Here is a 14,735-nt window from a genome sequence, read left to right as displayed (position 1 = left end):
CACGATCCACGGCCGGGACTGACGCTTCCCCATGACCACACCAACGAGCGATCAAGCAGACAGTCACATGATCACCCTACTTTTGTTAGAGCCAGAAGAGGAAGGGGCTATCTGCCGCTCCTGCTACCAGAACGAACGCCGCTTCACCGGCCCATGCGCCGACTGCGGCCGACACGGCGCCTACCGGTGGCTTACTGCTGAAGTCCTGGCGGATCTTCCGAAGATCCCGGATCAGCCCGAACCGCATGACGTCGGTCGCCAAGGCCGTCCTCACCCTGGAGAGGCAACGCTGAAAATGCTCAATGATCCGATTGACGTGACCTTCGACGATGCCGGAGTTCCAGGGCAGCATGAGACCGGCGGTGACGGCGGCAAGGTCCCGTTCGAGGCCATTGACGAAGGTGTGGAGGCTGGGAAGGTCGTCGGCCCGACCGCCGCGATCCATTGCGGAAGCTGGTCGCCCTAACGTGGCGCTGGTAGGGGGTTCGCAGTCGCTTTAACTGTTGGAGCCAGGCCAAGGTGGGCGAGTACTGCGGCGCTGTAGGGGACGCCGCGCCCATACGCCACGTATCACGCCAGGCTCGCGCAGCTGCAGCGTCACCCCACCCGGCGCTCCCACAGCCTGCGAACCCATTCGTTGGTCTCCACGGTCGGCTCAGCAATGGCGGGTTGCCCTGGTGCTGTTTCGATCAAGTGGAGGAGCGTCCACGCTAGGCCGTAGCAGTCGTCGCTGCCGAAGGCACCCGCGAGGAGCTCAGCTTCATCGACCGAGACCGGCGGGTTGATCGCCTCGAGGCGGCGTTGCAGCTCATCAAGTTCTTCCTCCGACGCATCACTCTCCGATGGCAACGGCGTTACCTCAAGGAAGTCCCTCACGGCGTCTCTGACTGTCATGACTACCTCTTGATCAGGTTCGGGTAGTTGCGTCGATAGTAGTCGATCAGCTCCTGGATACTTCTGTTGTAGTACGTGGGGTCCCCATATACATCCTCCGCGATCTTACGCAGGTCCCAGATGTCAGCCGCAAGAACAGTGCGGAAGGGTTTTCCGGCATCGGTGCGCTTGGTGGCCTTGCCCTTGCCGGCGTAGGTACGGGTCTTCACGTGGACGTGATGAGGCAGTGCAATGGTCCCTCCGTCGTTGCGGGGCAGAAAGCCGAGCGCGTCCTGGGGCATGTGGTTAGGGGTAAGCGCGTCTCCTACTCGTCCCCTTCGCGTCAGATCGTAGAAACTTCCCACGTCCCCCTCAACGACGGGGAAGACACGTTCGTACCTGTGAGCCGCTCCCGGACCGAATCGGAGGGGTGAGGTGCTGGGCGCCTTGCCGAACAAACCCCTCAAGGCTCCCCAGGCGGGCTTGACGAGGTTCCCCAGCCCTCCGGTAAGGGCGCCGACGAGGAGGTCGGTGGGGGTAGTGGGCTGGCACTGGGCGGTGTTGATGGCCCATGTGAAGCCCATGCCAATGGCGGCGTCGGTGAAGAAGGCGACGGCGAGGGCGCGGCCTCCGGAGAGGCCGAGCGTCGCGGCGAGGCTGGTGCCGGCGGGGGCAAGAAAGCCTCCGACTGCCCCGATTGCTGCGCCTTCGAGGGTGGCGGTGGCGAAGTCACCCCAGCTGAAGTCGTCGTGGTGCTGGAGGAGGTAGGCGCCGCCGCTGACGAGGGCTCCGATGCCGGCGCCGATGCACATCGGGCATTGGCCGGTGGGGTCGGCGAGGTTGGCGGGGTCGTTGTCGGCGTAGTTGTAGGGGGACTGGTTGGGGTTGTCCGTTGCGGCCGGGACGGCGTCCTGGGTGGTAAAGCGGCGCTGTGTGGTGTCGTAGGAGCGGGCTCGGAGCTGGAGGCGGTCGGGGACGTAGGCGTCCTTGTACTGGCCGGTGTAGCCATAGGGGCTGGTCTGGCCGCCGGTGATGGTGGCCTTGCCGGTCTGGCTGCCCCAGGGGCTGTAGGTGTAGCGGTAGTTGTCGGTTCCGGCGGCGTCGTAGACCGCGCTGGTCGACTTCTGGCGGTCCTGGGTGAAGTAGTAGCTGCCGGCGGTGCGGTCCATGGAGCGGGCCGTGCCGTCGGGGTCGTAGTGATAGTCGGCGACCAGGGCGCCGGAGGCGTCGGTGTCGGTGGCGATCTGGGGCAGGTCGCCGACGAGGTCCCAGCGGGACGTGCCGGCCAGGGCGTTGTTCTTCTTGACGGTGGTGCGGTTGCCGTCGGCGTCGTAGGTGAAGGCGAAGGTGTTGGCGCCGATGGTGGCCGACTTCAGGCGACCTGCGGGGTCGTAGCTGTAGGTGCCGTCGTCGTCTTTGGTCTGGTTGCCGTCGGCGTCGTAGGCGTAGCTGGTGGTGGCCGTGCCGGCGGTGGTGGAGGTCAGCTGGTCGCCGGCGTCGTAGGCGTAGGTCGTGGTGGTGCCGGACTCGGCCGCGGTCTTCAGGTTTCCGGTCTTGTCGTAGGCGTAGGTGCTGCCTGTGGTGCCGGTCAGGCAGGAGGTGGCCGACGTGTCGGTGCACTGACGGGTCATGCGGCCCGCGTCGTCGTAGGCGAAGCGGGTCGGGTAGCCGGTGGCGGGCTTGTCGGTGACCAGGCGGCCGTTTGCGTCGTAGGCGAACGTAGTGTTCAGGGTGGGTGTGGTCAGTGACGCCAGGCGGCCGGCTCCGTCATAGGTGCGGGTCTCGGCGCGGGCGGTGGTGGTGGGCAGGGTGACGCTGGCGAGGTTGCCCGCCTTGTCGTAGCCGTAGGAGAGAGCCTTGCTGTTGGTCGTCTGGGTCTTGATCCGGCCGGTCTTGTCGTAGGGGTAGCTGGTGGCCCGCCCGTCCGGATAGGTGCGCGACTTGAGGGTGTCGTCGGTGTTCCAGGTGTAGCTGAACGGCTTGGCCGCGACCGGCGAGCTGATCGTGAGGAGCTTGTCGTCGTTGTCGTAGGTCAGCGTGCGGGTGCCGGTGGCATCGGTGACCTGCTGCATACGGCCCGCGTCGTCATAGGCGTATGTCTGCGCCGGGGTACCGTCCGAGTACGTGATCTTCGTCGGGAGGTTGCGGGCGTCGTACGTCGTGACGATGGTCTGCGCGCGGGCGTTGGTGTACTTGGTGCGGTTGCCGTCCGGGTCGTAGTCGTAGGCGACCGTCTTGCCCAGCGGGTTCTTGACGGAGGTCAGCCGGCCTTCGGCGTCGTGGCCGTAGGTGGTGGTGTGGGTGTTAGCGTCCGTGCTGGTCTCGAGGAACCCGGCCGCGTTGTAGGCGAAGGTCGTGGCTCCGGTGTCCGGAGCGGTGATCTTCTTGATCCGGTCCAGTACGTCGTACTCGTAGGTGGTCTGCTTCTGACGCGCGTCCGTGACCGTGGTGATGTTGCCTGCGGGGTCGTAACCGGCGGTCCGCTTGTTGCCCAGCGGGTCGGTGACCGAGGTCTGGTGGCCCGCCGGGTCGTAGCCGTAGGACCAGGTGTACTTGGCCGGGTCGGCACCGGTGACGTTGCCGCGCGGGTCGACGACCGTGGCGAGGTGGCCGTCGTCGTCATAGGTGTAGGTGGTGCGCTCGGCTTCGGGAGAGACCTCGGCCGACAGGTGGCTGTCGTCGTCGTACTCGTAGGAGGTCGTGTAGCCGGCCCAGGTCTTCGACGTCAGCAGCCGGTTGTCGTCGTCATAGGTCAGCGTCATGCCGTGGCCGAGGCCGTCGGTGGTCTTCACCACGCTGCCGTTGTCGTCGTAGGTGACGCTGCGCGTGTGGCCCAGCGGGTCGGTCACCGACAGCGGGCGGTTGTCGGCGTCCCATGAGAGGGCCGTGGTCTTGCCGAGCGGGTCGGTGACGGTCTTGCGGTTGCCGACCTTGTCGTAGCCGATGTCCCAGGTGTACGGCTTCGGGTCTACGCCGGTGACGTTGCCGCGAGCGGTGATGATCTGTGTCTGGTGGCCGGCCTTGTCGTACTGGTAGGTGACCGTGGCGCCGACGCGGTTGGTCTCCTTGGCGAGGCGGCCGACGGGGTCGTAGCCCAGGACGGTTTGCTTCTGCGCCGGGTCGGTGATGGTCGTCAGGCGGCCGGCGTCGTCGTAGGCGTAGGCGGTGGTGCGCTGCGCGGCGTCCGTGACCGACAGCAGGTTGCCGGCTTCGTCATAGCCGTACGTCGTGGTGTTGCCGCGTGCATCGGTGGCCGTCTTGACGCGGTCGGCGTTGTCGTAGGTGTAGGACGTCGTGTACTTGGCCGGGTCGGCACCGGTGACGTTGCCGCGCGGGTCGAGGACCGTCTTCACCCGCGCTGAGGCGTCGTAGGTGTAGGTGGTCTAGTTGCCCTTCGGGGTGGTGACCGAGGTGAGGTTGCCGTCCGCGTCGTAGCCGTACCTGGTCGACTTGCCGTGTGGAGTGGTGACCGTCTCGAGCAGGCCGGTGGTGGCGTTGTAGCCGTACGTCGTCGTCTTGCCCAGCGGGTCCTTGACGGTGGTCAGCTGGTTGGCCGCGTTGTAGCCGAAGACGGTCTTGTTGTACTCGCCGTCGGTGTAGGTGGCGACGTTGCCGGCCGTGTCGTACGTCCACTCCTCGTCGGAGGCGGCGTTCGAGCGGCTCTTCAGCCGGCCCGCGGTGTCGTAGTCGTACTTGGTCTCGCGGATCTCGGCGTCGATGACGCTGGTGCGGTTGAAGAACTTGTCGTAGCGGTAGTAGCTCTTGTTGTTCAGCGGGTCGATCTGCGTGAACAGGACGTTCTTGTAGTAGACGTCCGTCCACACACCGCCGTCCGGCGCGGTGACATCAACCTGGTCGAACCAGCCGTTCTTGGAGTACGCGAACGCCGTCTTGTGGTTCAGCGCGTCCGTCTGCGACGTCACCCGTCCTTGGGTGTCGTACACGTTGAGCGTGACCTGCTTGCCGCGGGCATCCGTCACCTTGTTCAGGCGGCCGGAGGCGTCGTAGCCGTAGGTCTCTGTCTTGCCGTCCAGGGCGGTCGCGCCGGTGAGCTGGTCGCCGGTGTAGGTGAAGTCGACTATCCGGTCGTCCGCCAGGGTGATCTTGTCCAGCCGGTCACCGGCGTACGCGAGGCTCGCCGTGTGGCCTGCGGCATCGGTGATCGCGGTGGGCTTGCCCGCGGTGTAGGCCAGCGTCAGCCCATGGCCGGTGCGGTCCTTGACGGCCGTCAGCTGGCCCGATGCGTTGAAGGAATAGGCCGTGTGGCCTGCCGTGGTCAGCTTGTAGCCGCTGCCGTCGACGGCCAGCGTGGAGCGGGCCTGGCCCGGCGTCGTGAACGTCCCGCCGGACTGCTTCACGTACGAGTGCCGGCTTCCGCCCTCGCCGACCAGGACCGCGTCACCGTTGGCCGCGATCTGCAGGCGCGTTTCCCACGGCAGCTGCCAGCCCTTGCCCAGTGCGCCTGTAGCCGTGTTGTCGGAGGAGTAGACGCGCCCGACGGTCAGCGGCACGCCGGGGGCGGGGACCTGCGCGTCGGTGAAGACCTCGGTGAAGGCGCCGGTGGCCGTGTTCACCGGGTCCGCGCGCATCACCGTCGTACCGGCCGCGCCGCTGGCGTCACCGCACACCGCGCTGCACTCGGCGCCGTCCGGAAGGGCCGGCACGATGTAGAACATGTTGTACGAGCCGCACGACTCCGTGGCCGCCGGGTCGTCCGTCACGGTGGTGCAGGCCCAGATCGTATAGCTCGGGACCGGCTGCGTGCACTGCGTCGTCGGCACCGTGAACGACGCGCTCACTTCGGGGAAGACTTTGTCGGTGTTCAGCGTCGGCGCCTGAACCGTCTGCCCGAAGTCGAAATACTGGATGTCGTCGTTGCTCAGCCGGCAGCCGTAGTAGTCCACCTTCCAGCGCACCTTCACCGGGTGCACTTCGGTGTCCGTCCCGCCGGACTGCCAGATCGCCGCCTTCACCTGCACCGGCTCGCCCGGCACCGCCGCACCGATGTGGTTGCCCAGCGCCATCAGCCAACCACCCTGCTGGGCAGCCGCGTTGCCGAACGGATCTGTCGACACCTGGTACAGCGCGCCGCTGGAGCACGAGGCAGCGGCTGCACCCTGCGCGTGAGTGGCGAAGGATGCCTGGCGGGCAGTCTCGTCCGCGGCGGGAGGTGCCGGCGCCAGTTTCGGGCCAGAGGACCGCAGCTGGCGCTGGTTCTGCTTCAGCAGCGCGATCTGCTGAGCCGTGGCCGGCTTGCTCTTCGCCGCCGGCAGGGCGTGCGGCTTGCTCGGCTTGGCCCGGTCCTTCGTCTGAGCGCGCCGCTCCTCGAGGGACACAGCACGCTGATGCGCTGCTGGCTGCGGTCCGCGGTAGGCGTAACTGGCGCCACCGCCACTGGACGCCTCAGCATCCACCCTGAACAGCCAACCGCCGCTCGCAACGACGGACAACACCAACGCAACGATCAAAAAGCGCACACGCGCAGACACACCCGCCAGCACTCCCCCACCCCTTACACAGAATGTGTGCAAGTGGTCGCGCTCGCACACAAGCCCAAGATCCTCAGGGACAAGCGATCTCTACTCAAGACTGAGACCTCAAGGCGACCGAATCTTGCGGGTAAGGCCGTTCGTCGTCAGATGCGTAACTCGCCAACTCCACTGGGAGTTGGCTCCTTGGGCGTGATCATTGGCCACATCTCCCTCACCAGGATCTGGCTTGATCAGAATGTTCTGCCGCGCCTCATGGGCACCCGACCGACCAACCGAAGCCGCCACAAATCGATGAGGCAGACCTGGCACCAGCGAATCCGCTCCAACTGCACCCCCCTGCTGTCCCTTTTGGGTCCCCGCAGGCGGGGAAGAACCAAGCACCAGGCCGCCGGCACGAGGCTGCATTCACCATGAGAGCAGGCCGCCTTGAAGTGCGTCTACATGGCCATCATGTCGCTCGATCCCACAGGCAAGGGCCAGGCCCGCTGGACCATGCGCTGGAAGACCGCGTTGAACGCCTTCGACTTCACCTTCGACGGCCGGCTCTCAGCGGCCCGTCAGTAACCCAACCACCCTGGGTACACCGTTCGTTTGACAGACCCAAGCCCTTGGTGCTCGAGGCCGTCACCGTCCGCGCCCGGTCCCGCTTCGGGCACAGTGTGCACTACCCGGCGGCTCTCGCGCTCACAGCGCGCACCCAGGCTGCCGACAGCCGCGCCTCGGACAGGCGACGGCGGTCAGGAGGGAACAGGTGACGTTCCACGTCAGGATGCAGTTCACCGCGGACGGTCCGGGCGTCGAAGGCACGTGGACCAACCCCGACACAGCCCTCGCCCGAAGGAACACGGAGACCAGACGTTTACCCCGACAGCTTCACTGTTGAGGGAACGGGTTGCTCGTCTGGCGCAGGTGCGCGTCGATCAGAGCGCAGGTGGCTTCCGGTTGTTCGATCTGCGGGAGGTGGCCAGCCTTGGGGATGACCTCGAGTCGGCCGTTGGTGAAGGCGTCGGCGTACGCCGCGCCGTAGGCGGGGGTGACGATGCGGTCGCTCTCACCCCAGAGCAGGAGGGCAGGCACCTGGATATGTCCGAGCCGGCGCAGCAGCTTGGGGTCATGCATGTAGGGGTCGCCGGCGAGGATGCGCATGGTGGCCATGTTGGTTTGCCTACGCGCGAGTTCTTCGGCCGGGACGTCGGCCGGGTCGAGGTGGTGCCGGTCCGATTCGTGCCAGGAATGCTCCGCAACGCCGCGGGCGTCGAGGGCGAAGACGTCTGTGATCGGCTCCGTCTCGACCTGCACCCCTACCGCGTCGATCAGGACAAGGCCGGTGATGCTTCCCGCATGGTCGCGTACGGCCATCTCGGCGGCTATCCAGCCCCCGAGGGAGGAGCCGACGACGAGAACGTCGCGCAATCGGCGTTCACGCAGGATGTGCAGGTAGACGAGGGCGAGGTCATCGATGCCGGTCAGCCATGCGGGACGGTGCGTGCCGTCCCAGCCGGGGTGCACGGGCGTGATCGTGTGGGAGATGCGGGAGAGGTGCTGGGCGAGGCTGGCGACCGTGGCGGGGCCTCCGCCACCGTGCAGGATGAGGACCGGCCTGCCTGCTCCGGCCTCGGACAGAGGGAGGGACAGGTCGGCGTACACGGATGAAGTGTTGGTGGGCATGCCCACCAAGGTAACTAAACATCTTTATATAAGCTAGCTTGGTTATCGGGTAGACTCGATCCATGCACGGTGAGCTGCAAGAACTCGGCAGAGCGGTCAAACAAGCCCAGTATCGACAGCATCGGGCGCTCGACAGTGCCCTCTCGGCCATCGGTACAACGCTGGCCCAGTGGGACGCCCTGCGTGCGATCAGCCGCTCGCCCGGGGCATCCGCCCGCGAGTTGGCCGCCGCGACGTTTCAGACCGAGCAGGCCTTCGGAACCCTCGTCGGCCGCCTGACAGTCCAGGGCCTTGTGGAGCGCCGACCGGGACACGGCCGGCGCATCGCGCACCACCTCACGCCCGCGGGCGAGCAGGTCCTGGCGGCTGGCCACAAGGTTGCCGACGAGGTGCTCGCCGACTGCTTCTCCGCCTTGCCGGACGCGGACCGCGCAACCCTGCTCGACCTACTTAAGCGCCTCACCGCAGAACGAGACATGTAGGCCCGGCCCCAGATACCCCTCCTGCGGGTGGCCCACCCCGCACTGCCCGTTGAGCGGCCGCCTCAGTGCACCCCGAAAGAGCCCTTCTTGGCGGCCGTCTTCTTCGCGGGGGGTCTTCTTCTTCGGCTCCGGCAGCTCGTGCACCTCGGCTCACGCGGACGCGGCCGCCGTCCTCATGGTGGTACTGGCGGAAGCGGATGCTGTGGTCCTCGGTCGCGCCGACCACGTTGATCGGCACTGTGACCAGGCCAAAGCTGATGGCACCGCTCCAGATCGTCCGGGGCATGAAAAGTCCTCCGTGGTAGCCCCGAGCAGCACCAGCCTACGAACGCGACGCCGTCGGCGCACCACACCATGCGCCCCTCGGGGCACGGCGGGACGCTTGAGGCACCTGCTCGCACGCGCTGGCCGCCCTGGCTGTCGGGTGGATACACGATCACCGTGACGACACGATCCTCGGCCGCGCCTACCGGCTCAGAGACGTCGTCGCCTTCCTGCAGGACGCCGGCATGGAAGGGGTCGACGACCTCGACGTCATCCGGTCCGACGACATCGAGTGGCGCGGCGGTGGCCCGGACGTATGGCGCTAGCCGGTCTCGGAAACGCTGTGCTCGCGGTGCTCATCGTTGGTTGCGGGCAGCGCCGGATGTATGAGTCGGGGGCGGCGCGTGCCACCTCTCCAGCCACGAAGTTGAACGCGTTCAACGAGTCTGCCAAGGTACCTCTCCTCGGCCTGGTCCTATCGGTTGGCCGATGCGGGCGGACGGTGGGAGGTCCTGATGGCGAGCGGCTGCGGGCTGCGTGCGCGGGTGGCGGCCCTCGGTGGCGGGATGGTGATTCTGGCTGTTCTGACTGCATGTGCCGGCCCCTATCAGTACTACGGGGGAACAGGGATCCACGACACCACGGCGGCCGAAGTCGCTGGGGGCTGGGAAAACGTCGAGGGGACCCACGTGGTGCTTCGCAAAGACGGAACGGCTGTTGTCGAAAAACTCGACGGGCAGGACTTCGACTTCGAGGACGGCTGGCGCCTCTCCGGTACGGGAACTTGGCAACTGACCGACGACGGACAGGTCGTCCGACTCGCGCTGACAGCCCGGACCCGAGTGGAGAGCCGGTCCCCGACGGTCACTGACGCGTCGGCTCCTGATCCCCGATCGACATACGCGTGGTCCTTCTATGTGGACCGAGATCAGCACGCCGAGTTGAAGCTGTTCTTCTTCTACGGCGATCCCGACATCGGGAACACATACCTCATGACACGCGAAATAGGTTCATAGCCATTCGTTGATCGCTGCGACCGGCACAGTCGCCTCGTAGCGGACCGCGAGCTTGTCATCGCGTCCGGAGAGCAGGTCCCTCCCGGGCGCGGTCCCAGCCTCCCGGCCGGGGCCCCTCACTTTGCCCTGCCTACAAGGCCGCTCCAGGCTGGCAGCGGAAGGTGAGAGTCATCTTGAGGGACCCCTTTCGGGGGTGCCATTGTCGCCCACCGCGAGAGCCCCACGAGTGCCAAGCTCAGGACCTCAGGGGGGAGACGGTAGGAGACGGCATGCGCATGGCACCGAGGCGTCCTGTAGCCGGGTCGACCCGGTAGGCGACTCCGTACTCGCGGGCGAACCAGTTGGCCTCCGCCACCGAGCCACTGAGCGCGCGCAGGTGGAAGGCGTAGGCAACCGAGTCGATCTGCTCGGTGGTGAGGGTCATGCGCCAGCGGTTGCTGGGGCGGTCGAAGTGGGCGGTGCGTACCCGCTCGACGAGGCCGTCGCCGGCGCCACGCGCAGGACGGCGGCGAGGCCGGCGTAGACGCGCAGGCGTCCATCTGCGCGGGCCGCAGCTCGATCACCTGCTCATCGCCTGCGGGCGGTGCGCTGTCCAGCGTGGGGGCGGGAGAGGCGTACAGGTAGGTCAGGACATCGTGGCCCTGGGCACTGAGGCGGGCCGCCCACAGCACCGGGCGCCCTTCGTCGGCGGACAGTTCCGCGCGCATCTCCCGGTCGGCGAGCTCGACCAGGCCCTGGCCGGCCGCGCTCTGCAGGGACTGCTGCAGTCCCGGCGGTACATCCGTGGACAGCACCCAGCCGTAGACGGAGCCCGTCTCCCGCTCGCGCAAGGAGCGAAGGGCGTCCAGCCATGACTGCCGCGCATTCATGCTCACCCTCACCTTTCGCCCTCACTCGGTGCCGGAGCAGACGGTAGAGCCTGAGCACGATGCTGGGCGAATAGCTCCGTGTCGGCCCTGCGCCCGTGATAAGAGGGCGTCGCGCGGGCGGGGCCACCCCCGCCGACAGGGGTGGCCCCCCGCTGTGCTGACGCCAGTGCTGGCTGTGCGTCAGTTGTGTTAGCCGGCCTCTACCTGGCGAAAGCCCCCGCTGCAGAACCAGTCGTCGGCAGGAGCTAGTACTGCAACGGTTCTTGCCGTGACTGATGGCCAGGTCGGTCGTTGGTGTGGTTATGGGTGGGGACCTTGCTGATGTCAGGTTGTGGGCGAGTGAACTGAACGCGGTGCACGAGCGGTTCGTGCACCGTTTCAGCAGGTCGGAGCCGCGGGAGTCGGCGCTGGCCTGTATGCGGGGATTGATCGCTCCGCTGCAGCGCAAGAACGGCTGGACCTTGGCGGAGGAGGCCGGTCACGCAGGCCCGGACCGTATCCACCGGATGCTGAACCGGATCGACTGGGACGCCGATGAGGTCCTCGATGACGTGCGCCGGTATGTCGTCGACAACCTGGGTGACCCAGGCGCCGTCCTGATCGTGGACGACACCGGCTGCCTGAAGAAAGGAGTGCGGTCGGCGGGCGTGCAACGGCAGTACTCCGATACCGCCGGGCGGACCGAGAACTGCCAGATCGGCGTTTTCCTCGCCTATGCGGCTCCTGGCGGCCGGACGCTGATCGACCGGCGCCTGTATCTGCCCACCTCCTGGACCGACGACCGGGAACGATGCCGCCGGGCCGGCATCGACGACACAGTCGTCTTCGAAACGAAGGTGGCCATGGCCAAGGCGATGGTCCGGCGGGCCATCGCCGACCGCATCCCCTTCCGCTGGGTGACCGCGGACGCCGCTTACGGCTTCAGCAAGAGCTGGCGGTCCGAGCTGGAGCAAGCCGACGTCTTCCACGTCATGGCCACCACCCTCCACGACACCGTCGTCACCCGCTGGGCCATCGATCACCCCGTGCACGACCTCTTTCTCGGCCTGCCGAGGCAGAAATGGAAGCGCCGTTCCTGTAGGGACGGCGCCCACGGCCGACGCATCTACGACTGGGCGCGAGTCGAGGTGCGGCCCTGGCACCGGCCCGACCGCCGCCACTGGGTGATCGCCCGCCGCAGCGTTGCCCGCCCGCAGGAGTTCTCCTACTACATCGCTTACTGTCCCGCCGAGACCACCCTCGATGAGCTGATCCGCATTGCCGGCAGCCGGTGGGCCATCGAGGAATGCTTCCAAAGCGCCAAGCAGGAATGCGGCCTGGACGATTACCAGGTCCGCCGCTACCCCGGCTGGCACCGTCACATGACTCTCGCCATGGCCGCCCACGCATGCCTCGCCGTCCTGCGAGCCCGCCATCTGGACCTGGACACCAGAGCCACTTCGTCGCTGTGAGGGTGCTTGCGGCCCTGTCCTCGTCGCATGTCTGATCCGTTACTCCCGCGTGTCGTCTTCGATCAGACGGCGGTGGAGTTCCTGGGTCATCGAATGAATCGCGCGTGTCAGTTCGGTGTTCGTCTTGAGTTCCAGCTCCTGCTCGACGAAGTCGTGGTCGGCCTTCATCTGCTGGAAGGCCGCCTGCCGGTTCTGGCCGATCATGACAAACGTCGAGAGGAAGATTGCTTCCAAGGACACTACCAGCGTCAGCGTGGGCCAGGGATTGCTCTCGGCGAACAGCATCCACACGGCGAAGACGAGCGCGTGCGCGTAGACGAAGGGCATCGAACCGGCGAAGCGAGTGATGGCGTCGGCGATGCGCAGTTGAAGATCCTCAGCACGGTGCTTGTGGTGCGCTACCACTGCCGGGTGGTGCCGGTTCATGCCGTCCTGCTCGCTCATCTCTACGCGCCTCTCAGGTATCGGCGTGCCGCAGTGCCCGGCCGACGGCGGGGGCGGCAACCACTGTTTCCCCTGCACCCTAAGACGTCGTCATATGCCTGCATGCGGCAACGGCTCCCGGCCTGGGGCCCGTCGGCACCTAAATCAGGGACATCCGGCCCCTGCTTGCACGGCTGCCCCTTGAGTTGACTGACGGGTACAGGCGCCGGTCGTCATCCCGCCGGCGCCGCGCCGTGCGCACAGCGCAGCCTCATCACAGATGGCGCCCCGCCGCACGAGCCTTCACCACTGTCGACCGCCCGGTGGACCTGGGCGGCAGAACGGAGGGACGTCATGACAGACGCCCAGCAGTCCCGCGCCTACCTCGTCGGCGGCGGCATCGCCTCGCTTGCGGCGGCTGCCTTCCTTCTCCGAGATGGCCGCTTCCCCGGCGAGAACATCCGCATCCTGGAGGAGCTCCCCGTTGCCGGCGGCTCGCTAGACGGCAGCGGCGAACCCGCCGGCTACGTCAGCCGGGGCGGGCGGATGCTGGAGGAGGAGGCGTACACCTGCCTGTGGAACCTTTTGGAGACCATTCCCACTCTGACCGACGAGACGGTGACGGTGCGCGAGGAGATCCAGGCGTTCAACGCCAAGTGGCCCACCGAGGCCAAGGCGCGCCTGATCGGCAAGGGCGCCACTCTCCTGGACGCCGCCGACTACGGGCTGAATGTCCGGGACCGCCTGGAGCTGACCCGCCTGCTGGTGCTGCCCGAAGCGGTGATCGGCGCCCGCCGCATCGAGGACTTCTTCTCCCCCCACTTCTTCGAGACCAACTTCTGGGCGATGTGGCGCACCACGTTCGCCTTCCAGAACTGGCACAGCGCTATCGAGCTCAGGCGCTACTTCCTGCGCTTCATGCAGGAGTTCCCGCGCATGCACACCCTGGCGGGGGTGCGCCGCACCCGGCTCAACCAGTACGACTCGATCATCCGCCCGCTGCGGGCCTGGCTGGAGAACCTCGGCGTCCACATTGAGCATGGCGTACGAGTCACCGATGTGGACTTCACCACCGAGGACGATGGCACTCGGCGCGTGCGGCGCCTGCACCTCGACCGCGCTGGGGAAGCCGACACAGTCGAGCTCACCGACGACGACTACGCGTTCCTCACGCTGGGGTCGATGACCGCTGACGCGGCCTACGGCAGCGACGACACCGTGCCCGAGCTGTACCGCAGCAAGCGGGACGGCGGTTGGCGACTGTGGGAGACCATCGCGTCCAGGGCCGACGACTTCGGGCGCCCCACTGTCTTCAACGGCAACGTGGACGAGGCCAAGTGGGAATCCTTCACCCTCACCATGCGCAGCCCCCTGCTGCTGCACCGCATCGAGGAGCTGTCCGGCAACCTCCCCGGCACGGGCGCGTTGATGACGTTCAAGGACTCCAACTGGCTGATGTCGATCGTGGTGCCTCACGCCCCGCACTTCGACGGCCAGCCGGAGGACGTCTACACCCTGTGGGGCTACGGCCTCTTCGTGGACAAGGAGGGCGACTTCATCGGCAAGCCGATGGCCCAGGCAACCGGTCGGGAGATCCTCACCGAACTCCTCGGCCATCTCGGCATGTCCGACATCGAGGATCAAGTCGCGGCGGCCACGACGACGATCCCGGTGATGATGCCTTACATCACCAGCCAGTTCGCCCCGCGCACTGCGCATGACCGACCGCAGGTCATCCCGCGGGGAGCAGTGAACTTCGCCTTCCTCGGCCAGTTCACCGAGATCCCGGAGGACGTGGTCTTCACCGTTGAGTACTCTGTGCGCGGCGCCATGCACGCCGTCTACGGACTGCTCGGCCTCAACGAGCGTGCGATCCCCGGCATCTACCACGCTCTCGCCGACCCGACGACGGCCTTCGGCGCACTCAAGGCCGCACTGTCCTGAGCTGCACTGCAATAAACTGTGAAAGGGGCGTGCCAGACCCAGCCGGCACGCCCCCTTCTCTTCAGCGGTGGCAGCTCCGAACGCCCGACGCAACAGCATTTCTGTCCGGCCCGGGAGGGCTAAGCCATCCACTCGCGCCGACGGCTTCGGCACGGCAGCCACCGCCCGTCCGTCAAACGGGACGACTCCTGGGCCATCAAGTAGGCGGACTCTGCTGTAACTGACCGTCGGCCGCCGACCAGGTTCTGCGTGA

General features: G+C 66.8%; 9 protein-coding genes and 4 pseudogenes. 6 read left to right on the top strand and 7 right to left on the bottom strand.

Annotation, left to right across the window (positions count from 1 at the left end; genetic code table 11):
- Positions 1–194 precede the first annotated feature (194 nt).
- Positions 195–293 (top strand): annotated as a pseudogene (locus ACF1GV_RS40900) (IS5/IS1182 family transposase); the annotation flags it as partial.
- Positions 294–597: 304 nt separating this feature from the next.
- On the opposite strand, the gene ACF1GV_RS40895 reads toward ACF1GV_RS40900, so the two are convergent.
- Genes ACF1GV_RS40895 through ACF1GV_RS40885 form a run of 3 tightly spaced genes read right to left on the bottom strand, consistent with a single transcriptional unit; the run spans position 598 to position 6,209 of the window.
- Positions 598–894 (bottom strand): hypothetical protein, encoded by a 297-nt coding sequence (locus ACF1GV_RS40895; RefSeq protein WP_391691995.1) that lies wholly within the window; start codon positions 892–894, stop codon positions 598–600.
- A gap of 2 nt (positions 895–896) precedes the next feature.
- Entirely contained in the window at positions 897–4,226 is a 3,330-nt protein-coding gene (locus tag ACF1GV_RS40890; protein WP_391691993.1) for an RHS repeat-associated core domain-containing protein, read from the bottom strand.
- A 30-nt stretch (positions 4,227–4,256) separates the two neighbouring features.
- Positions 4,257–6,209, bottom strand: a complete 1,953-nt coding sequence (locus tag ACF1GV_RS40885) for a DUF6531 domain-containing protein (protein ID WP_391691991.1) — start codon at positions 6,207–6,209, stop codon at positions 4,257–4,259.
- A gap of 570 nt (positions 6,210–6,779) precedes the next feature.
- On the opposite strand from ACF1GV_RS40885, the pseudogene ACF1GV_RS40880 reads away from it, so the two are divergent.
- Positions 6,780–6,929, top strand: a pseudogene (locus tag ACF1GV_RS40880) (IS256 family transposase); the annotation flags it as partial.
- 309 nt (positions 6,930–7,238) lie between these two features.
- Here the strand turns inward: ACF1GV_RS40880 and ACF1GV_RS40875 are convergent.
- Positions 7,239–8,033, bottom strand: coding sequence for an alpha/beta fold hydrolase (locus tag ACF1GV_RS40875; RefSeq protein WP_391691989.1), 795 nt, complete (start codon positions 8,031–8,033; stop codon positions 7,239–7,241).
- A gap of 62 nt (positions 8,034–8,095) precedes the next feature.
- On the opposite strand from ACF1GV_RS40875, the gene ACF1GV_RS40870 reads away from it, so the two are divergent.
- The gene (locus tag ACF1GV_RS40870) at positions 8,096–8,515 is read left to right on the top strand and encodes a MarR family winged helix-turn-helix transcriptional regulator (RefSeq protein ID WP_391691987.1); all 420 of its coding nucleotides are present in this window, start codon (positions 8,096–8,098) and stop codon (positions 8,513–8,515) included.
- A 145-nt stretch (positions 8,516–8,660) separates the two neighbouring features.
- On the opposite strand, the pseudogene ACF1GV_RS40865 reads toward ACF1GV_RS40870, so the two are convergent.
- Positions 8,661–8,801, bottom strand: a pseudogene (locus tag ACF1GV_RS40865) (Ku protein); the annotation flags it as partial.
- A gap of 493 nt (positions 8,802–9,294) precedes the next feature.
- Between ACF1GV_RS40865 and ACF1GV_RS40860 the strand changes: the two are divergent.
- Positions 9,295–9,795: a hypothetical protein gene (locus ACF1GV_RS40860; protein ID WP_391691985.1), complete on the top strand. Its 501-nt coding sequence runs from the start codon at positions 9,295–9,297 to the stop codon at positions 9,793–9,795.
- Between the two features lie 235 nt (positions 9,796–10,030).
- Here the strand turns inward: ACF1GV_RS40860 and ACF1GV_RS40855 are convergent.
- Positions 10,031–10,306: pseudogene (locus ACF1GV_RS40855) on the bottom strand (DUF6417 family protein); the annotation flags it as partial.
- 660 nt (positions 10,307–10,966) lie between these two features.
- Here ACF1GV_RS40855 and ACF1GV_RS40850 point away from each other — a divergent pair.
- Positions 10,967–12,115: an IS701 family transposase gene (locus ACF1GV_RS40850; protein WP_391691983.1), complete on the top strand. Its 1,149-nt coding sequence runs from the start codon at positions 10,967–10,969 to the stop codon at positions 12,113–12,115.
- A 39-nt stretch (positions 12,116–12,154) separates the two neighbouring features.
- Here ACF1GV_RS40850 and ACF1GV_RS40845 read toward each other — a convergent pair whose 3' ends face one another.
- Positions 12,155–12,559: a DUF1003 domain-containing protein gene (locus ACF1GV_RS40845; RefSeq protein ID WP_391691981.1), complete on the bottom strand. Its 405-nt coding sequence runs from the start codon at positions 12,557–12,559 to the stop codon at positions 12,155–12,157.
- A gap of 333 nt (positions 12,560–12,892) precedes the next feature.
- On the opposite strand from ACF1GV_RS40845, the gene ACF1GV_RS40840 reads away from it, so the two are divergent.
- Positions 12,893–14,482: an oleate hydratase gene (locus tag ACF1GV_RS40840; protein WP_391691979.1), complete on the top strand. Its 1,590-nt coding sequence runs from the start codon at positions 12,893–12,895 to the stop codon at positions 14,480–14,482.
- The last annotated feature ends 253 nt before the right edge of the window (positions 14,483–14,735 follow it).

Origin of the sequence: Streptomyces sp. NPDC014006, assembly GCF_043088925.1 — a bacterium.
Lineage (GTDB): Bacteria > Actinomycetota > Actinomycetes > Streptomycetales > Streptomycetaceae > Streptomyces.
The sequence above is the reverse complement of the archived record's forward strand: the minus strand, read 5'-3'. Positions and strand labels throughout refer to the sequence as shown.

Coding starts and splice junctions, on each gene's coding strand:
- ACF1GV_RS40860 (WP_391691985.1), top strand. CDS start 9,295: ATGGCGAGCGGCTGCGGGCTGCGTGCGCGGGTGGCGGCCCTCGGTGGC.
- ACF1GV_RS40875 (WP_391691989.1), bottom strand. CDS start 8,033: ATGCCCACCAACACTTCATCCGTGTACGCCGACCTGTCCCTCCCTCTG.
- ACF1GV_RS40845 (WP_391691981.1), bottom strand. CDS start 12,559: ATGAGCGAGCAGGACGGCATGAACCGGCACCACCCGGCAGTGGTAGCG.
- ACF1GV_RS40850 (WP_391691983.1), top strand. CDS start 10,967: ATGGGTGGGGACCTTGCTGATGTCAGGTTGTGGGCGAGTGAACTGAAC.
- ACF1GV_RS40840 (WP_391691979.1), top strand. CDS start 12,893: ATGACAGACGCCCAGCAGTCCCGCGCCTACCTCGTCGGCGGCGGCATC.
- ACF1GV_RS40870 (WP_391691987.1), top strand. CDS start 8,096: ATGCACGGTGAGCTGCAAGAACTCGGCAGAGCGGTCAAACAAGCCCAG.
- ACF1GV_RS40895 (WP_391691995.1), bottom strand. CDS start 894: ATGACAGTCAGAGACGCCGTGAGGGACTTCCTTGAGGTAACGCCGTTG.